Origin of the sequence: Streptomyces gossypii, from assembly GCF_025165795.1 — a bacterium.
GTDB classification, from domain to species: domain Bacteria; phylum Actinomycetota; class Actinomycetes; order Streptomycetales; family Streptomycetaceae; genus Streptomyces; species Streptomyces gossypii.
In genome coordinates, this window is record NZ_JAJAGO010000007.1 from 228,715 (window position 1) to 246,687 (window position 17,973).

15 protein-coding genes are annotated in these 17,973 nt (G+C 68.8%); 6 read left to right on the top strand and 9 right to left on the bottom strand.

Annotated features, from left to right (window positions below; translation table 11 throughout):
* Window positions 1-104: 104 nt before the first annotated feature.
* The 3 genes from LHJ74_RS16785 to LHJ74_RS16795 all read left to right on the top strand — a co-directional run bounded on the left by LHJ74_RS16785 (window position 105) and on the right by LHJ74_RS16795 (window position 2,859).
* Window positions 105-1,313, top strand: a complete 1,209-nt coding sequence (locus tag LHJ74_RS16785) for an NAD(P)/FAD-dependent oxidoreductase (RefSeq protein WP_260218845.1) — start codon at window positions 105-107, stop codon at window positions 1,311-1,313.
* 17 nt (window positions 1,314-1,330) lie between these two features.
* Window positions 1,331-2,284, top strand: coding sequence for a sigma-70 family RNA polymerase sigma factor (locus LHJ74_RS16790; protein ID WP_260218846.1), 954 nt, complete (start codon window positions 1,331-1,333; stop codon window positions 2,282-2,284).
* Between the two features lie 143 nt (window positions 2,285-2,427).
* Window positions 2,428-2,859 (top strand): cupin domain-containing protein, encoded by a 432-nt coding sequence (locus tag LHJ74_RS16795; protein WP_260218847.1) that lies wholly within the window; start codon window positions 2,428-2,430, stop codon window positions 2,857-2,859.
* A 70-nt stretch (window positions 2,860-2,929) separates the two neighbouring features.
* Here the strand turns inward: LHJ74_RS16795 and LHJ74_RS16800 are convergent, their stop codons facing one another.
* The 4 genes from LHJ74_RS16800 to LHJ74_RS16815 form a co-directional block, all read right to left on the bottom strand.
* Entirely contained in the window at window positions 2,930-4,903 is a 1,974-nt protein-coding gene (locus tag LHJ74_RS16800; protein WP_260218848.1) for an aminotransferase class I/II-fold pyridoxal phosphate-dependent enzyme, read from the bottom strand.
* On the bottom strand, window positions 4,896-5,831 hold the full coding sequence (locus LHJ74_RS16805; protein ID WP_260218849.1) for an NAD-dependent epimerase/dehydratase family protein: 936 nt from the start codon (window positions 5,829-5,831) through the stop codon (window positions 4,896-4,898). The genes LHJ74_RS16800 and LHJ74_RS16805 overlap by 8 nt, the downstream gene beginning before the upstream one ends.
* A gap of 65 nt (window positions 5,832-5,896) precedes the next feature.
* Window positions 5,897-8,638, bottom strand: a complete 2,742-nt coding sequence (locus LHJ74_RS16810; protein WP_260218850.1) for an alpha/beta fold hydrolase — start codon at window positions 8,636-8,638, stop codon at window positions 5,897-5,899.
* Window positions 8,639-8,782: 144 nt separating this feature from the next.
* Window positions 8,783-9,937, bottom strand: a complete 1,155-nt coding sequence (locus LHJ74_RS16815; protein ID WP_260218851.1) for an ATP-grasp domain-containing protein — start codon at window positions 9,935-9,937, stop codon at window positions 8,783-8,785.
* A 388-nt stretch (window positions 9,938-10,325) separates the two neighbouring features.
* On the opposite strand from LHJ74_RS16815, the gene LHJ74_RS16820 reads away from it, so the two are divergent.
* Window positions 10,326-10,895, top strand: a complete 570-nt coding sequence (locus tag LHJ74_RS16820; protein WP_260218852.1) for a DinB family protein — start codon at window positions 10,326-10,328, stop codon at window positions 10,893-10,895.
* 110 nt (window positions 10,896-11,005) lie between these two features.
* Here LHJ74_RS16820 and LHJ74_RS16825 read toward each other — a convergent pair whose 3' ends face one another.
* Window positions 11,006-11,239 (bottom strand): hypothetical protein, encoded by a 234-nt coding sequence (locus LHJ74_RS16825; RefSeq protein ID WP_260218853.1) that lies wholly within the window; start codon window positions 11,237-11,239, stop codon window positions 11,006-11,008.
* An 81-nt stretch (window positions 11,240-11,320) separates the two neighbouring features.
* Between LHJ74_RS16825 and LHJ74_RS16830 the strand changes: the two genes are divergently transcribed.
* Both LHJ74_RS16830 and LHJ74_RS16835 read left to right on the top strand, forming a co-directional pair.
* Window positions 11,321-12,304 carry a helix-turn-helix domain-containing protein gene (locus LHJ74_RS16830; protein WP_260218854.1) on the top strand — a complete coding sequence of 328 codons (984 nt, stop codon included), beginning with the start codon at window positions 11,321-11,323 and terminating at the stop codon, window positions 12,302-12,304.
* Between the two features lie 5 nt (window positions 12,305-12,309).
* Entirely contained in the window at window positions 12,310-13,278 is a 969-nt protein-coding gene (locus LHJ74_RS16835) for a TerD family protein (RefSeq protein WP_260218855.1), read from the top strand.
* 57 nt (window positions 13,279-13,335) lie between these two features.
* On the opposite strand, the gene LHJ74_RS16840 is transcribed toward LHJ74_RS16835, so the two are convergent.
* From LHJ74_RS16840 to LHJ74_RS16855, 4 genes are read right to left on the bottom strand one after another with little or no spacing between them, the layout of a single operon-like run.
* The gene (locus LHJ74_RS16840; RefSeq protein WP_260218856.1) at window positions 13,336-14,370 is read right to left on the bottom strand and encodes a 2-hydroxyacid dehydrogenase; all 1,035 of its coding nucleotides are present in this window, start codon (window positions 14,368-14,370) and stop codon (window positions 13,336-13,338) included.
* Complete coding sequence (locus LHJ74_RS16845; RefSeq protein WP_260218857.1) at window positions 14,367-14,990, bottom strand: histidine phosphatase family protein; 624 nt, start codon at window positions 14,988-14,990, stop codon at window positions 14,367-14,369. Before LHJ74_RS16845 ends, LHJ74_RS16840 begins: the two co-directional genes overlap by 4 nt.
* Window positions 14,987-16,474, bottom strand: a complete 1,488-nt coding sequence (locus LHJ74_RS16850) for an FGGY-family carbohydrate kinase (RefSeq protein WP_260218858.1) — start codon at window positions 16,472-16,474, stop codon at window positions 14,987-14,989. The genes LHJ74_RS16845 and LHJ74_RS16850 overlap by 4 nt, the downstream gene beginning before the upstream one ends.
* On the bottom strand, window positions 16,471-17,973 hold the full coding sequence (locus LHJ74_RS16855; RefSeq protein WP_260218859.1) for an FGGY-family carbohydrate kinase: 1,503 nt from the start codon (window positions 17,971-17,973) through the stop codon (window positions 16,471-16,473). Before LHJ74_RS16855 ends, LHJ74_RS16850 begins: the two co-directional genes overlap by 4 nt.

The window sequence follows — 17,973 nt, forward strand, 5'->3', positions numbered from 1 at the left end:
CGCTCCTGCCACTCTGTGACCCATGCCACATGCAGTTCCTGTCAGCAATCGGTGCGCCGTCCCGCTCAACTCACGAGAGCAGGAGATACCGACAGGAGCAACACATGAAGCACCGCATCGTCATCCTCGGCGCCGGCTACGCCGGGGCCTTCGTGGCCGGGAACCTGGCGCGCCGGCTGTCCCCGGCGGACACCGAGATCACCGTGGTCAACGCTGAGCCGGACTTCGTCCAGCGGCTCCAGTTGCACCGGCTCGCGGCGGGCCAGGAGATCGAGGTCCGCAAGCTCGCCGACGTCTTCGCGGGCACGGGGATACGGCTGCGCCTGGCCCGTGTCACCGCCGTCGACCCCGCGCGCCAGGTCGTCGCCGTGGCCGACGCCGACGGCGGCGGCGAGCTCGGCTATGACACGCTTTTCTACGCGCTCGGCAGCCACGTCGCCGACCACGGCGTCCCGGGCGTGGCCGAGCACGCCTTCAACGTCACCGGCCGGCCTTCGGCGCTGCGCCTGCGCGAGCGCCTGGACAGCCTGGGCGGCACGGCCAGGCGGGGCGAAGGCGGAAATGTGCTGGTCGTCGGCGACGGGTTGACCGGCATCGAGACCGCCACCGAGATCGCCGAATCCCGGCCCGGCCTGTCGGTGGCGCTGGTCGCCCGCGGCGAGCTGGGGGCCCGGCTCTCGGCCGGAGCCCGCAGTCACCTGCGCCAGGCCTGCCACCGGCTGGGCATCACCGTCCTGGAGCACACCAGCGTCGAAGCCGTCGAAGCGACGCGGGTGCTGTGCGCCGACGGCAGCGCCCTGGCATCCGACGCAACCGTGTGGACGGCCGGGTTCACCGTCAACCCGATCGCCGCCGCCGGCGGGCTGGAGGTCACCGAGAACGGTCAGATCGTCGTCGATCGCACCATGCGGTCGGTCTCGCACCCCGACATCTACGCGATCGGCGACAGCGTCCACGCGATCGGCGACAACGGCCGGCCGCTGCCGATGTCCTGCGGTTCGGCCGGCTACACCGGCCGGCAGGCCATGGAGGCGATCGTGGGACGCCTGACCGGCCGCAAGATTGCGCACATCAAGCTGGTCTACCCGGGCAACCACATCAGCCTCGGGCGGCGGGACGGGATCCTGCAGATGGTTGACGGCGAAGCGCAGGCAAAGCCGAAGTACGTGGGCGGCCGGAAGGCCGCGCGGGTCAAGGCGGGAATCGTCAAGATGTCGCTGTGGGCCGTCTCGTACCCCACCTTCGGCGTGCCCAAGCGCAAGCGCCGTCTGGCCGCCGCGCCGGATACGTCCGCCCAGAAGGCGGTCGCGTAGACCCTAGGGTGGTCCGCGTGGACAGCACCGCTGCTGACGGCTTCGACACCAGCCGGTTCGAGGCCAGCCGGAACCGGCTGGCCTCGCTGGCGTACCGGCTGCTGGGCTCCGCCGCCGACGCAGAAGACGCCGTGCAGGATGCGTTCCTGCACTGGCAGGCCGCCGACCGGCAGCGGATCAGGGTGCCGGAAGCATGGCTGACCAAGGTCGTCACCAACCTGTGCCTCGACCGGCTCCGCTCGGCACAGGCCCGCCGTGAACGCACCGCCGGCGCCTGGCTGCCCGAACCGCTCCTCGACGGCGATCCCATGCTCGGCCCGGCCGACACTTTCGAGCAGCGCGAATCGGTCTCCCTGGCCGTCCTGACCCTCATGGAGCGCCTGTCACCCCTCGAGCGGGCCGTCTACCTCCTGCGCGAGGCCTTCTCCTACAGCCACGCCGATATCGCCGAGATCCTCGACATCACCGAGTCCGCGAGCCAGCAGCACCTCCACCGGGCCCGGCGCCGCATCACCACCACGCGCCGCGGCGGCGGCGAGGTCGACCCGGCATCCGCCCGCAGGATCGTCGAGGCGTTCTTCACCGCTGCCTCCTCGGGCCGCACCGAACGGCTGGTGGTGCTGCTCGCCGACGACGCTACCGCGATCTCCGACGGCGCCGGCCTGACCGGGACGCTGCTGCGGTACGACACTCCGCAGCGCATCGCCGCCGTCGCACGGGCCGGCTTCAAACCCACACCCGCGAAACGGCGACTTGCCGGCGGCACGCCCGCCGTCCACTACGCGCTCGTCAACGGCTCCCCCGCCCTCCTCTTCGTGCTCGGCGGCAAGGTCGTCGGCGCCGTGACGTTCGACATCGCCAACGGCAGGATCGCAACCGTGCGCGGTATCGCCGCCCCCACCCGCCTCGACCGCCTCACCGAAGCCTGGCGGCAGCACGAACCGGAAACGCCGATCATCACCCAGTGGTGACCCGACGAAATCCTGCCGCCGGGACGAGGCTGACGCGGCCCGAAACAGGAATACCACGTCCCCGCATGCTTACTTGCCGTTGCATTTCACTCGGATATAGCCTGGGGCAGGCAATCCGCCTTAAGACCGAAAGGATCCGGTTCATGGGTAGTGATTCTTCCCCCAATCTCCCTCTGATCGGCACCACCGTCGCCGAAGGATACGCCCACTGGAGCCCTGAGCTGCGGAAGGAGTGCGATGACAACGCCTACAGGGGCGTGCTGGGCCAGTCTCTGCTGAAAGAGACCGATTCGTCGCGTATCTGGGAGACCACCCTGTCCCCCGGGGAGCGAATTTCTGTTCACCGGCATGTGCTGGACTATTTCTGGATATGCCTTACGGACGGCCGGGTCCGCCAGCACACAAGCGACGGCACCACTCGGGAGATTTCCTATGCTCGCGGGCAGACCTGCCATTTCCGTTTCTCCGAAGGGCAGTATCACCTGCATGACATCAAGAATATCGGCGATGACGTTCTGTCGTTCTTGACGGTGGAGATGAAGGACGGGGCGAACGAGCCTCTTCAGCTCCCGTAAGGTTTCGGACTCTGCCGCACGCGCGCCGGTGTCGTCGTCGACGACACCGGCGCCTGCTGCGTGATCCGGTTCAGAGGGCGGCAGAGAGTGCTTCGAGCAGGGTGTCGTCCGCATGCCGGTCGCCGACGGTGATGCGGCAGGTACCGCGTACGAGATGCCCGGTGTCGGCGACGATGATTCCCGCGCTGCGAAGCTGTTCCATCACGTGCTCGTGCTCGTGCAGCCGCACCAGCAGGAAGTTGGTCTCGGAGGGGAACACCCGCTCCACGGCGGGATGAGCGGCGAGTGCCGCGGCCATCCGCTCACGCTCGGCACGGATGAGCGGGATGCTGGCGAGTGCCCGTTGCGAGTTGGTCAGCCGATCGCGTACGGCCCGCTGCGAAGCGTCGGTGAACCCGAAGGGCACCTGCGCCCGCCGCAGTGCGTCGATGATGCCGGGTTGGGCCAGCACGGCTCCGCAGCGCGCACCGGCGAGCCCCCACGCCTTCGAGAGAGTCCGCAGGACGATGAGGTTGTCGTGCTGTCCGACCAACTCGGCGTACGAGGGGTTCTCGCTGAACTCGACATAGGCTTCGTCGATCACCACCAGCCCGCGGCAGCGCGCGACGAGGGCATGCACCTGTGCCGGGTCGAGCCTGGTCCCGACGGGGTTGTTCGGATCGCACAGGAAGGTCACCCGCGGATCAGCGGCAAGGATCCGCTCGGTGTCGAGTTCAAAGAGATCGTCGCCGCGCAGCGGCACGTCGACGACGGGAAGCCGCAGCAGGCGGGCGAAGTGGGCGTAGAGCTCGAAGGTGGGCGGCGTGACGCAGACGCGCTCGCCGGGCGAGGTCAGCGCGGCGAGAAGCAGCATGACGCCGTCGACCGCCCCGCTGGTGAACAGCAGGTGCTCCGTACTCAGCGCGCCGGTGCCGTCGTGGCCGGGCACCTTGGAGAGCGTGGTCAGGTACGTCCTGGCGAGTTCGGTCGTGTCGAGGTGGGGATACTGGGCTTCGGCGCCCAGGAGCGGGTTGGTGTTGCCCGACAGGTCGATCGTGTCGAACCGCGGCCGACGGCGAAAGCGGGCCGGGCCGGGGACCGGCACCGTCGTGACGGGGGGAGCCGCGAACCGCGACAGCTCCGGCTCCTCTTCTCCCTCCTTCGGGGGCGTGAGGTCCTCGGCACGCAGCCAGTGGTCGAGGGGCACGAACAGGTCAGCTCCGAGGATGCGCTTGCGGTGGACGTCTCCCCGGCCGAGGTGGAGCCAGTCGAGACCGGAGCGCTGGGCGTCGAGACAGAGCCCGTAAAGAGTCACCGCGCAGAGGCCGTTGTCCATGACGGGGTCGTCGGGGTCCATTGCCTGCGTGAGGGAGTAGAGCCCCCGGCCGTTGTGGGACGTGGTCACCAGGCCGGCCTGGACCACGCTGTCCTTGCGGCGCCGTACGAGAATCTCGGTGCGCTCCCCCAACGCGCCCTGTGCCAGCGCGTCGAGGGCCTCGGCAGTGTACGGATTGCGGCGGCCGCCGCCGCTCTCCGCCTGGCGCTGGTGCAGTTCCACGAAGGCGTCTCGCGCCCCGTCCGCCCCGTCCGCCCCGTCCAGCTCGCTCAGGCGGACCCGCTCCCAGGTGACTTCCTGGGCGGCCGCGTGGTGGCGGCGACGGAGATCGTCGAGTTCCTCGGTGCCCATGCGGTTCCGCAGGAGGTCGTCCACGTCCCCGGTCAGACGGAGGACGCACTCGGTGTCTGCGGCGAAGGGGACGAAGCCGGCTGCCCGCAGCGCACGGGTGTCGTCACTGCGGCGCACGTGGGGCACGAGGACCTGACGCACGTCCAGTTCCTCCGCACGGCGGAGCAGCGCACCGAGGGTGCGACCGGTCGGGGCGGGGCTGGTCGGGCTGTACAGGGCCCCGCCCATCAGGGTGGGGCGCTTGAGTGCTGCGGGCTCCAGTGCGGCGAACTCCTCGGCAGCCGTCTCCAGTTGAGCTGGAGAGCACACCGGCGCGGGGGAACCGAGGGCGGCGCACAGCACGTGCTGAAGGGCGTCGATATCTGTGGACCTACGCATTCCGGCCTTCCTCGATGCGGTCGCGGTACTCCTCGAACAACTCGGCCAGGGTGCGGGCGATACCGGCCTTCCAGCCGACCGAGCAGTCGCCGATGAGGCTGCGGCGGGCTTCGTGGTCGAAGACCGCTGTCTCCCGGCTGTAGTCGTTGCGGTCCAGTCGGACCGGTACTCCGGTGAGCGCGGACATGTGTTCCAGCAGGTCGGTGATGCCCACCTCCTCGTCACCGCCCCAGTTCACCACCCGTGCGGGTACGCGCGCCGCGTCCCACAGCAGCGGCACCTGGCGGACGACGTCATCGGTGTGCAGCAGGTTGCAGTAGTTCTGCCCCTCGCGGGGCACGGCACAGGGCTGGCCCCTGCGCATCTGCTCGAACAGGATCATGGGCACACCACCGTGGCCGTACGGGCCGTAGGCGATGTTGAGCCGGGCGATCACCGCGGGCAACGCGAGTGCTTCGGCCAGTCCCCGCACCACGCCTTCGGCGGAGAGCTTGGCGATGGGGTAGGTCGGCAGCCACGGCACCTCCCCACCCAGAGGATCGCCCACCCGGTACTGATGTGTCCGGTCGGCGCGGTGGTAGACCACCCCGGAGGAGACGTACAAGAACGACTCGGCGGTGGAGCAGTGCGTCATCAACCGGGCGGTGCCGACCGCGTTGACACGTGCGACCTCCTCGAAGTCGTGGCCGTCGCCCCGCTGCACCGCCGAGTGCAGCACATGGGTGAAGTCCCTGGGCAGGCTGTCCAGTTCGTCGGTGGCCATGTCCCAGGTGACGGTGCGGGCGCCGCGTTCCTCGAGAGCGCGGCGGGCGGTCGCGTCATGGAACCGGCCCAGGCACCACACCTCGTTGTGCGGAGCGAGCGCTTCGGCGACGGGCCTCGCGACCTGCCCGGTCCCGCCGGTGATGAGAATCTTCCTGCCTTGCATGTTCAGCGGCTCCTGGTCCTGTCGGCGGTTGCCTCTGCCGGTCCTCAACCGATCTGCGCCGGTCCTCAGCCGAGCGCACGGGCCAGTTCGCGCCGGAGTGTCGCCTGGAAGGTCCGCACATGCTGCGGACTCATCAGGGTGTAGTGCTCCCCGTCGACCTCGACAAAGGTGGTGGGGCGCCGGGTGAACTCGTCCCAGTGGCGCAGCTGTTCGTCCAGCCACTCCTGTTTGGTGCCGCGCAGCGGAGTGCAGTAGAAGACCCGGACCTCCCCGACCGATCCTGACGGTGCGTAGGTGCGGCCGATGTGCACCATGTTCTGCGCCAGGTGCACCCAGTGGCCGAACCGCTCCACGGTGAGGTCCAGTTCGGTCAGGCGGCGCTTCGGCGCCTGGTCGACCAGGCGGGCCAGCTGATCGGTTTCCGGCAGGTGGCGGAGGGTGGTGTTCAGCTCCTCGATGTCGGCGGCGTCGATCAACTCGAGGAACAGCGCAAGGTTGATCGCGCCGTCGGTGAAGGTGATCTCGTTCATGCGGCCGGAGATGTGCGGCGGCAGGTTGAAGACCCCGACGAACTTGACCGTGTCGCCCTCGGCCTCCAGTACCTTGGCGATCTCGAAGGCGACCGCCCCTCCGTAGGAGTACCCCGCAACCGCGTAGGGGCCGCTGGGCTGCGCCCGCCGGATCGCCGCTACGTAGGTGGAGACCATTTCGGCGAACGACCCGAAGTGGGTCTCGGCCTGCCCGAACCCGCGGGCCCGCAACGCGTAGAACGGCCGCTCACCGGTGAAGTACTTGGCGAGATTGACGAACACCAGTACCTCTCCGAGGCCGGGATGCACGCAGAACAGCGGCGTCCCGTCTCCGGTTACCTGTAGGGGCACCAGCGGATCGTAGGCGGCGTCGCCACCAGCGCCGCCCTGCACGGCGGTCAGGCGACCGGCCAGTGCCCGGACGGTCGGGGCCTGCAGGAGCAGGGACATCGGCACCTCTTCGATGCCGAACTCGGCCTGGATCTCCAGCTTGAGCCGCAGCACGTCCAGCGAGGTTCCGCCCAGATCGAAGAAGCTGGCAGTCGCCGGCACCACTTGGGTGTTCAGCACGCGGGCGTAAACGCCGGCCAGCGCGGTCTCTGCGTCCCCCTCAGGTGCCACGTAGTCGCCGAGGAACCGGGTGCTCACCTCGTCCGTGCGGCGGGCCGCCTCGTCCAGGCTCCCCGCCTCGACTGCCGTGCGCAGCCGGGACCGTTGGATCTTGCCGAGGTTGCCGCGGGGGATCTCCGCCTCGGTGAGGGGAAGAATCAGCTGCGGGCGGAAGCCCCAGTGCATGACTGTGGAGCTGCGGATCGCCACGATCGCCTGGTACACCGCGGTGTCGTCGGTGAGGTCGCACGCCGGGACGAACGCGACGGCGGGCTGTTCGGAATCGGCCCCGTCCGGCCGGATCGGGAAGGCCGCGACCTGCCCGCGCTGCACCTCGTCGAGCTCGTCCAGGACCGCTTCCAGGTCATGGCTGTAGTAGTTGACGCCGTTGACGATGATGGAGTCCTTGGCCCGGCCGACCAGCGTCAGCCGCCCCTCGGAGTCGAGGCGCCCCAGATCGCCGGTGCGGAACCAGCCGTCGGGAGTGAACGCCTGAGCGGTCGCCTCGTCATTACCGAAGTACCCGTCGGTCACCATCGGGCCGTGCAGCTCCACCTCGCCCGGTTCTGCGGTCCCGGGCCGGTCGGTGGAAGCCAGTACCGTGCCGTCGCCGTCGGTGATACGCATGCGCAGGCCCCGCACCGGGCGGCCCAGCGGAGGGAACTCCGTCTCCAGGTCACGGGTGGCGAGTTCGCGGTTGAACACGCTGCCCGCGCACGTCTCGGTCATTCCGAACGCGGGCACGATCACGTCTTGGCGCAGCCCGTAGGGAGACAGAGCGTCCACGAAGGTCCGTACGGTGGCGGTCACGGTGGCCTCACCACCGGAGATGATGTACCGCACGCCTGAGAGGTCAACCTCCTGCAGTGAGGCAGGACGCTGTGCGAGTGCCTGATTGATCTGCCCGAACAGGAAGTTGGGCGTGAAGGTCACTCTCACCCGGTGAGCGGCGACCAGCCGGAGAAACTCCACCGGATCCGCCAGTACTCTCGCCGGAGCGACCACCACCTGGTCGGCCCCGTTGAACATCGGCAGCAGGTGTGCCTCGATCGCCGCTATGTGATCGCCCGAGATCCAGTTCATCGAGGTGTCGTCGGGGCCCAGTTCCAGCGCCCCCGCCTTCCCGGCCTGTGCCGCCAGCAGGTTGGCGTGGGTGAGCCTGACCGCCTTGCTCATTCCGGTGGACCCGGAGGTCACCATCAGCAACGCGAGATCGCCGGGAGCGGGCGTATGGTGCTGCTCGTCCCCGGGCACAGCATGCCTCAGCTCCTCCACTGTCACCGTCCGCAACCCGGTCTCGGGCAGGGCTCCGTGGGCCGCCTTGGAAGCGACCATCAACGGGTCGCCCAGGAGCGTGCGCAGGTGCTCCAGCTGCGCACGCCAGCGGGACGGGTCCGCCGGCGGTGCGACCGGGCACGGCACGAAGCCCCCCAGCACGCACCCCCAGAAGGAATGGAGGAAACTCTCGGGGTCATGGGCGGCAATCAGCACCCGGTCGCCCGGGGCGGCGCCATGGCCGCGCAGCCCGTGTGAAACTTCGACGGCACATTCCCGCAGCTCCGCGTAGGAGAGGAAAGAGCCGCCGACGAATGTGATTCCTCGAGAGGTGTCATGGGCCGCACTCTCGAGCAACTGCGGGAGCGTCGAAGCAGGAAGTTTATCCGGCATAGTGGCGAAGACCTCCATGAGGGCGAGCAGATGCAGGGTGGGGGGAGATCGTGGGGCAGTCACCGATGAATACAACCGGGTTGGCGTCGCGGAGCGTCCCGGTGCTCGGCCTGGCCTGTGCGGTCCGTGTCGTCCAGCAGGCCCTCAGCCGAACTCGTTGAATCGCGCGATTTCTTCGATCGTCTGCTGGAGCTGCAGCTCGTCCGGATCGGATACGACGGCATGTCCCACGCGGCCGTACGGCCCGATCGGCGCATCGGGTGCGTATTCGATCTCGTCGAATGAGAAATTGCGTTCGAAATCCTTCTGGGTCAGCGTGCCGCTGCTGGAGTGACGCAGCAGGAGGTATCCGTAGAAGCGGTCCGGGATGCTGCTGTCCAGAGAGCATGTCGGCTCTTCGCCCAGTGCGAAACTTATCTCGACGTCGAAGAGGTCGACGCCGAACGTCAGTTTGTTCACCTGCGGGGAAAGTGCACCGGGGAGACGGATGGCACACTCGCCGAAAGTCAGGCCGGTGTCTTCCGCAAACGCTTCCAGATGGAATACGCAATCAGGTGCGCGCAGACTGGTGAGCGCTTGCCTGGCAAGCGTCTCCGCTTGGTGGAACAGCGTGGGAAGACGCCTTCTGTCCAGGACATGCGCCGCCAGCACACCGCCCTGCACAGCGCTGAGCGGTGAGATGTGATTGCGACTCAGCGACGACCATCGAAGACCACCGTTCTTCCAGACGCCGTCCAGGTAAACTTCCGAGGCGTCGATGAAGGACTCGGCGACGATCTCGACGTCTGACTGGCCGGGAAACAACCGCAAGGCCCGTGCGTGGTCGTCAGGGGAACGAACGATGCTCGTCCGCAGAGCGCCGGCTCCGGTCGCCGGCTTGAGAACGAAGGCATCCCCCAGGTCTTCGGCCAGTTCCTTGAATGAAGTATCCGGTGATACGTATCGGCAGCGCGCGCGCTTGACGTGAGCCGGCAGGCTGCTCTTCTGAAGGTATTTATCCCGGAAGTAAAGAGCTGTTTTTGAGTCTGAATTTCCGGGAAGGTTCAGCTGCTGCCGCAAATAAGTTGCCCCGAAAACGCCCATTTCATGGACGCTGAGCACTCCTGTCACTTCGGCGATGCGCGCGGAGAGAACTGCCCGCAGTATCTCCTGGGCGTTCTCCATGTCGGTAACCCGGGTGAAACTCCGCCCCGCTGGCGGGCTCATCGGAGTCTGCACAATGTAATAAGGATTCAAACCTCTGCGCTGTAGCGCCTGGTGAAGGTCTTCCCGATACCCGATAACAATCACGGTTGGCATTCTTGTCTCCCCGAACTAAGACTAGCCAAAACTGTCAAGAAGCCGTGCGCTGTACTGCTCGAGTCTCGAGGCCGATACGGTGGCATCGTGTCACAGGCATACCGCGATGGGGATATGCGGATGCATGATCATTTGCAGCGTGAGACGTGATTTGAGTCACAAGTTTAAACGCCGTGATGGACAGATATGGAATCGCTCACGACCTTTCTGCTCATCGGGGGGTATTCGCCATGCCGATCACCTCTCCACGCGCACCAGCCACGCAGGAGTCACGACCAGCTATTACCAGCACACCGAAAGTTACATTCCCGGCCCAGCCATTCGCTGGATTGCACGGCTCGGAATCAGCTGCGCCGGGCACTGGCGCGCTGGGCCCTCGCAGACGAACATGGAGCGCGTGAGTGATCAACAAGCACGATGGACCCAGGCAACCGTCTACCCCGACATGTGGGCCGACCCGGACGACGACCCCCGCAACAGCGAAGGAAACAGTCCGGACGGCGAGCTTGCGACGGTGCAGGACTTCCTGGCGGGCTACCGCATGACCCTGCTGATGAAGTGCGAGGGCCTGGATGCGGAGCAACTGGCCCGCCGGTCGGTTCCGCCGTCGACGATGTCGCTGCTCGGCCTGCTCCGGCACCTCGTCGAGGTGGAACGGGACTGGCGCAACTGGCTCAGCGACGGTGACCCGCTGCCGAAGCTGTACGGCGAGCGTGACTCGGACTTCCACCGAGCGGTCGCCGAGCAGGGCGAGGTCGACGCCGCGTACTCCGATCTGGCGCGGGAACAGGCCGCGACCGACGCCGCGCTGGCCGAGCACCCGGATCTGGGCGAGCGCGTGGGGAAGGACGGGGTCGCCATCCGGGAGCTGATGGTGCACAGGATCGACGAGTACGCCCGCCACTGCGGTCACGCCGACCTGCTGCGCGAGTGCGTCGACGGCAGGGTGGGCCAGTGACCGCTACCGGGTTCCCTCCGGCACCGGAGGGAACCCGGTAGGCGATCAGCCGCTGGGGCCTGCTGCCGCGCCCCGGTCATGACCCTGCCCGGCTCACACCTCCTGGCGTGCTACGACCGGTGGCGGCCCGCGTTCGCCCGGAACACCCGCTCCTCGTGCGGGCCGTAGGCGAGATCGAAGATGACCAGGACGCCCGTGCGGCGGTCGCGGCCCTCCTCCGCGTCCCGTAGCTGGATATCGATACGACGGTCACGGACGGCGCCGACGATCGCGGGGAGGAGTGCGACAGCCAGCACGGCGATGGCGATGGCGTTCTGGCCGATGGTGTCGAGTGTGTTGTTCATGCCTCGATCCTGGCTGCCCTCGACGCTCGACAGCAGTGGCAGGACTGTCGGCATTCGTCGAATTACTGCCATACTGCTGTCATGCTGACGAACGTGGCAGTCGCACTCACCCACGGAGTCAACGCCTTCGAATTCGGAGTAATCTCCGAGGTCTTCGGGCTGAACCGCGGGGATCAGGGTCTCCCGGTCTACGACTTCGCCCTGGTCGCCGCCGAACCCACCCCTATCCGGGCCAATCCGGGCTTCACCATCGGTACCCCGCACGGCCTGGACCGGCTCGCGGAGGCGGATCTGATCGCGATCCCGGCAGGGGAGGGATACGTCGACCGAAAGTTCCCACCCGAGCTGCTGGAGGCGCTGCGTGCCGCGGTGAAGCGTGGGGCGTGGGTGCTCAGTGTCTGCTCGGGGGCGTTCGTACTGGGCGCGGCGGGGCTGCTGGACGGGCGGCGGTGCACCACCCACTGGCGGTACACACAGCAGTTGGCCCAGCGCTTTCCGGCGGCGCGGATCGAGCCGGAGGTGCTCTATGTGGACGACGCCTCGGTGATCACTTCGGCCGGTACTGCGGCCGGGATCGACGCCTGCCTGCATCTGGTCCGGCGCGAGCAGGGCAGCAAGGTCGCGAACGCGATCGCGCGCCGGATGGTCGTACCGCCGCACCGTGAGGGCGGGCAGGCCCAGTACATCGAGCATCCGCTGCCGCAGGAGCGGGACGGCGACGCGATCACCGCCTCACTGCACTGGATGGTTGAACATCTGGACGAGGAGGTAACCGTCGAACAGCTCGCGGCACGGGCGCATATGGCACCGCGCACCTTCGCCCGCCGCTTCCAGCAGGTGACCGCCACCACGCCCTACCAGTGGATGCTGGGACAGCGGCTGCTGCGGTCCCAGCACCTGCTGGAGGAGACGGCCTTGACGGTGGACGCCATCGCGGCCCGAGCGGGATTCGGCAACGCCGCGACACTGCGGCACCACTTTCTCCGGCGGCTCGACACGACGCCCAACGCCTACCGGCGTACCTTCCGTGGCCCCTGCCAGGACCGGCCGGCGGAGAGGCCGTAACCGGCGTGTCGAGGAAGACTCCCGCGTCGGGCCGGAAGAGTTCCCCCGGACGCGCGGCAGCGGATCGTAGCGTACTGGACGCGGAGAGCGGCGCCGAGACGGCGCGGTTCGACGCCACGGGTGCCACGACGGAGACGGCGTTCGTGCTCGGGGAGCTCTATCGGCGAAACGACGCATGGAAGTTCCGGGCGGTAGGCCAGGGGTACTCCTCCGGACTGGAGGGGCTCGCCACCGACTTCGGCATCTCCGTCGACGAACCCGCCTCGCCCCCGCCTGCACCTGCCCAGCCGGTGCAGCCGGTGCAGCCGGTGCAGCCGGTGCAGCCGGTGCAGCCGGTGCAGCTGTCGAAGATCACACTGACGAAGGCAGCGCCCGCGGTGTCGCTGACCAAGCAGGGCGCCACCTCCGGTGCCATGCGGGTCAATCTCTCCTGGAGCGCTGCCAAGCCGTCGCGTGGCTGGATGAAGAAGGGGGACGGCGCCGTCCGGCTGGAGGACGTCGATCTGGACCTCTCCTGCCTGTGGGAGCTGCAGAACGGAGCGAAGGGGATCGTCCACCCCATCGAAAACCAGTTCGGCGCGTTCGACCAGCCGCCCTACATCCGGCTGGACCAGGACGACCGGACGGGCTCGAGTACGGCCGGTGAGAACCTCATGATCAATCTTGATCACGTGGCCGAGATCAAGCGCATCCTGGTGTTCGTGGCCGTCTACTCCGGGGCGTCCAGCTTCTCGGGTCTGGACGGGGTCGCCACGCTGTATCCGCCTGTCGGTCCGCCGATCGAGATGCGTCTGGGTGAGTGCACCGTTCCCGCACCGGTCGCTGCGATCGCACTGATCGAGAACGCGGGCGGGGAGCTGATCGTCCGGCGGGAGGCGAAGTTCCTCGTGCTGCCCCCCGGCATCCTCAAACAGCAGGCCGTGGATATCGAGTACGGCTGGGGGATGACCTGGCACGCGGCGGGTAAGGACTGACCACGCGCCCGGATGCGCCACCCCGGGCGGGGCGGCGCATCCGGATCCGCAACCGGATCAGCGGGGCTGTGCGAGAACCTCTGGATTCGCGCAGTGCGCGAGGGGCCGGCCGGCCAGGAACCTGGCCGCGTCCGAGGCCACGATGGAGGCGGCGTTGAGGGCGGTCTGCTTGCTGGCGCCGGCCAGATGTGGCGTCATGACGAGGTGCGGGGTCGTCAGCAGGCGTGAGTCCGCGGGGATCGGCTCACGGGGGAAGACGTCGAAGGCCGCGCCGAAGAGCTTCCCGGCATCCAGGGCGTCGCACACGGCGTCGTAGTCGACGAGGGACCCGCGGGCACAGTTGACCAGCACGCCGCCCGCGGGCATCAGGTCGATCATCTGCCTGGAGAGCAAGCCCTCGGTTTCCGGCGTCGCACGGGCATGGACGGTGACGAACTGGGAGCGCCGCATGAGGTCAGCCAGGTCGGTGACCTCGGCGGGTGACACGTCCTCCGCACGGACGAAGGGGTCGGCGACGAGCACGTTCGCCCCGAATCCACGGACGATCCGGGCGACCCTGGAGCCGATGGCGCCATATCCCACGATGCCGACCGTGCTGCCCTCGAGCTCCGGCCCGACCTTCTCGAACATGTAGTAGTCACCTCGCCAGGTGCCGGCGGCGAGGTCCCCGTGAGTGGCGGGGACACGCCGGGCCGCGGCCATCAGAAGTGCGACCGTGTGCTCGGCGGTGGCGGTGGCATTGCGCCCGGGGGCGAACGAGACCGCGACGCCGTGCCGGGTGGCCGCCTCCAGGTTGGCGTTGACGGGGCCGCCGCGGCTGACGCAGAACAGGCGCAGATCAGGGCTGGCTTTCAGAATCCGTTCGGTGAGCGGAGCCATCTGGGTGAGGCAGATTTCCACTCCGCTGAGGGCCTCGATGAGCTGCTCCTCGGTGCCGGACGCCTCCCGCACCTCGGCCACCTCCCCGAAGGGCTCGACCGGCCAGGGCAGGGTGAGCTCGCGGAAGACCGCGGCAGGTGCCGCGGACCGGAGCCGGTCGATGAGCAGGGAGTTGAGGACGAAGTGGTCACCGGCGGCGAGGATGGTGGTCACTTGAGTGCTCCTGGGGTCACGGGGCGGTTCAGTGTCAGCAGCGACGGCACTCCGTCACGCAGAACGAGCTCGTTCAGGGCGCAGTTGACCAGGAACGGGAAGATCCGACGGTACTCGCGCAAGGGCAGGCCCAGCATGCGGCAGAGCACGAGCCGGATCGCCGTGGTGTGGCCCACGACGAGGACGCGGCCTTCGCTGTGATCGGCCTGGAGGTCGGTGAGGAACGCCCGGTAGCGGTCGCCGGCCTCGAGGGGGTTCTCCCCCTTGGGGAGGTGGTGTGTCACCGGGTCGGTCTGGAAGGCCGCAAGCTGGTCGGGGAACCGCTGCTGCATCTCGGCGCGCGTGAGGCCCTCGGCGATGCCGAAGTCCAGCTCGCGCAGTCGTGGATCCACGCGCACCGGCAGTCCGGTGCGCACCGCGCTGTCGTGGGCTGTCTCCTGGGAACGCGCCAGTGGGGAGGCCCAGATGGCGGTCAGGTCCGCTTGCTCGGCCCAGTCCGCGAGCGCGCCCGCCTGTGCGTAGCCGCGCTGGGTGAGCGCGATGTCGGTGCTGCCGGCATACCGGTTCTCGGCGTGCCACACGGTCTCCCCGTGCCGGGCGAAGATGACATGGAGGCTCATAGTGCCGTCCTCTCTCGTGCGTGGGCCGCGACGACACCGGGGAGCCAGCCGCGTTGGACAAGCAGATCGAGCAGCCGGAGGTAGCCCTCCTCGTGAGGGCGTTGCTCCGAACGGCGTGGCTCGAGGGTCCGGTCGAGTCGCACCATCGCGGTGGCGACGCTGTCCAGAGGGTCACGGCTCGATGCGGCCAGCACCGCCATGCCGAGCGCCGGCTGCGCGTTGCGCGGCAGGGTCACCGGGCGTTGCAGCACATCGGCGCGCAACTGGTTCCACAGGTGGTTGCGGGTGGCCCCGCCGGTGAGGATGACCGGTCCGTCGGTCGGGGCGCCGAGCTGGTCCACGTAGTCGAAGCAGAGCCGTTCGATGTATGCGGCGCCCTGCATCAGCGCGGCGAAGGACTCGGCCCGGGTGGCTGGTTCACGGCTGCCGAAGGCGCGGGCCTCCGGGGCGACGAAGGGGAACCGTTCGCCCGTGGAGACCAGTGGATAGCGCAACAGGCCGGTGGGCAGCAGTCCCGCGGCCTCGCGGGTGAGCCCCTCCAGGTCGTGGTCCGCGAACTCCCGTGCGACCAGGCCGGCTCCGACGCTGGAGGCTCCCCCGGGCAGCCAGTGGCCGGTGGGTGACCGGTGGGAGTAGACGACCCCGTGCGGATCGTGGATGAGCTCTTCGGTGACGCCTTTGAGTACCAGGGTGGTGCCCATCACCGAGTTCCAGCTTCCGACGGCGGTCGCCCCGGAGCCCAGTTGGGCCGCGCAGCCGTCGGTCATCCCGGCGACGAGGGTGGTGCCTTCGGTGAGCCCGGCCTCGGCAGCCGCCTCGGCACAGACCTCACCGATGACCGTGCCGGGCAGTACCAGGTCGGGCAGCAGCGCGCGGGGGATCTGCAGGGCGGCGAGTACGCGCTCGGGCCAGCTCACCTGTGCGGCGTCGGCGCCGGTCTTGAGGGCGTTGCTGGTGTCGGTGGGTACCTCGTGCCCTGCGAGTCTGCGGTTGACGACATCGCTCTGGTGCGCCAGCCGCCAGCCGTCCTCGGCTGCGTGAGGAAACCGGTGGAGCAGCCAGCGGAGCTTGGGCAGGGCCCAGGAGCGCTGCATCCGCTGGTAGCCGGCCTGTGCCCACTGCTGCTCCCCGGCGGCGTTCACCTCTTCCGTCTCCGCCGCGGCGCGTCCGTCGTCGTACATCAGCCCTGGTGTGGCGCAGCGGCCCTGGCGGTCCAGCATGGTGAGGGTGCCGGAGGTCGCGTCCACGGCCACGCCCTTGACCCGGCTGAGGTCGGCACCGGCGGCGCGTGCCTGGCCGATCGCGGTGCAGACGGCGCGCCACCACTGCTCGGGGTCCTGCTCATGGCGCTCCCCCTCGCGGTAGCTGGTCAGCGGGGACGATCCCTCGCCCAGCAGACCGCCGTCGGCCGCGGCGACGACCACGCGCACGCCCTGGGTGCCCAGGTCGATCCCCAGCCAGGCATCCGATCCGGTGACGGTCATGCGCCGGCTCCACCGGTCGAACGGGGCTGTCCACTGCCGCCTGTCCACAGCGGCTGGTTCAGCTCCCGCAGGTGCAAGAAGTCGGCGTACCGCTCGCTGAAGGCCGCGAACTCCTCTGGGTCGGGCTGGTACGTGGCGGCAGTCTCGACGTGCCGCGCGGCGGCGGTCCTGAAGTTTGGCTCACGGCCGGTGGCGACCAGGCCGGTCAACCAGGCGCCGCGGGCCCCGACCTCCGCGCCTGCGGGGATCGTCACGGGAAGGCCGGTCACATCGGCGATGAGCCGCATCCAGAAGTCGCTTCTGGTGCCGCCGCCGCAGAGCGCCAGGCTTTCGGGTGAGCCCGGGGCCGCGGTCAGGCAGTCGCGGATGGTCATGGTGACACCCTCCACCAGGGCACGGGCCATGTCCTCGCGGCCGGCTTCGAGGGAGAGGCCGGAGAGGGAGCCACGTGCGGTGGGATCGAAGAACGGGGCCCGCTCCCCTGCGGGTGAGAGGTACGGGATGAACCGCACTCCGGCCGTGTTCCGGCTGCCCTGTGCCGCGAGACTCATCAGATCGGTGACAGAGGTCAGCCCGAGCATGCGTGTCCCCCAGTCCAGGACGTCGCCGCCGCTCATGGTGGGGAAGGCCCGAAGGTAGCGGTCCGGGACTCCGAGCGTCACGGTGATGCCGACCGGCTCGTCGGTGACCACCGTGTCCGTGATGACCTCCGTGGCCAGGGTGGTGCCGAGGATGCAGCATGCCTGGCCGACGGTCACCGCGCCGGCGCCGATGGCGGTGGCGCAGATGTCGTACGGCGCGAGCACCACCTGGGTGCCTGCGGGCAGGCCGGTCTCGGCGGCTGCCGAGGCGCTGATCGTGGTGACTCGGTGATCGTCGTCGCGCAGCTCGGGCAGCAGCCGCCGTGCCCCTTCCAGGCCGTAGAGCTCGAACAGCCGGTCGGACCAGTCGCGCCGTCTGATGTCCATGAAAGGCGCTGAGGCGTCCGACTCGTCGACGGCGGGCTCACCCGTGAGCTTCAGGTGGACCCAGCCACCGCAGGTCAGCAGGTGACTCGAGCGGGCCACCCGGTCGGGGTCGTGCTCGCGCAGCCAGGCCAGCACGGCGTTGGGCATCCCGGTGGACACGCGCGATCCGCAGATCCGGAACGCCTCCTGGGCCACCCCGTCGCGCTCCCACGCGGCGATCTGTGCCGTGGCTCGTCCGTCGTTCCACAGCACGGCGGGCCCGGTGGGACGGCCCTGGCCGTCGACCAGCCAGGCGCCGTCGCCCTGTGCGGTGACGGCGACCATGCCGGGTGCCTCGGGGAGCACGGCGACGACTTCCCGGACGGCTTCGGCGACGGCGGCCCAGACTTCGGTCATGTCCTGCTCGGCCCATCCGGGATGAGGCCGCCGCACTTCGGTCGGCCGACGGCTCACCGCCAGCTCCTGTCCGTCGTCGCCGTATCCGACCACCTTGATGGTGGTGGTGCCCGCGTCGATGGCGATCGCAGTCAT

Coding starts and splice junctions, on each gene's coding strand:
- LHJ74_RS16805 (WP_260218849.1), bottom strand. CDS start 5,831: ATGCAAGGCAGGAAGATTCTCATCACCGGCGGGACCGGGCAGGTCGCG.
- LHJ74_RS16830 (WP_260218854.1), top strand. CDS start 11,321: ATGCTGACGAACGTGGCAGTCGCACTCACCCACGGAGTCAACGCCTTC.
- LHJ74_RS16785 (WP_260218845.1), top strand. CDS start 105: ATGAAGCACCGCATCGTCATCCTCGGCGCCGGCTACGCCGGGGCCTTC.
- LHJ74_RS16815 (WP_260218851.1), bottom strand. CDS start 9,937: ATGCCAACCGTGATTGTTATCGGGTATCGGGAAGACCTTCACCAGGCG.
- LHJ74_RS16810 (WP_260218850.1), bottom strand. CDS start 8,638: ATGCCGGATAAACTTCCTGCTTCGACGCTCCCGCAGTTGCTCGAGAGT.
- LHJ74_RS16845 (WP_260218857.1), bottom strand. CDS start 14,990: ATGAGCCTCCATGTCATCTTCGCCCGGCACGGGGAGACCGTGTGGCAC.
- LHJ74_RS16800 (WP_260218848.1), bottom strand. CDS start 4,903: ATGCGTAGGTCCACAGATATCGACGCCCTTCAGCACGTGCTGTGCGCC.
- LHJ74_RS16820 (WP_260218852.1), top strand. CDS start 10,326: ATGGAGCGCGTGAGTGATCAACAAGCACGATGGACCCAGGCAACCGTC.
- LHJ74_RS16825 (WP_260218853.1), bottom strand. CDS start 11,239: ATGAACAACACACTCGACACCATCGGCCAGAACGCCATCGCCATCGCC.
- LHJ74_RS16795 (WP_260218847.1), top strand. CDS start 2,428: ATGGGTAGTGATTCTTCCCCCAATCTCCCTCTGATCGGCACCACCGTC.
- LHJ74_RS16850 (WP_260218858.1), bottom strand. CDS start 16,474: ATGACCGTCACCGGATCGGATGCCTGGCTGGGGATCGACCTGGGCACC.
- LHJ74_RS16855 (WP_260218859.1), bottom strand. CDS start 17,973: ATGACTGCGATCGCCATCGACGCGGGCACCACCACCATCAAGGTGGTC.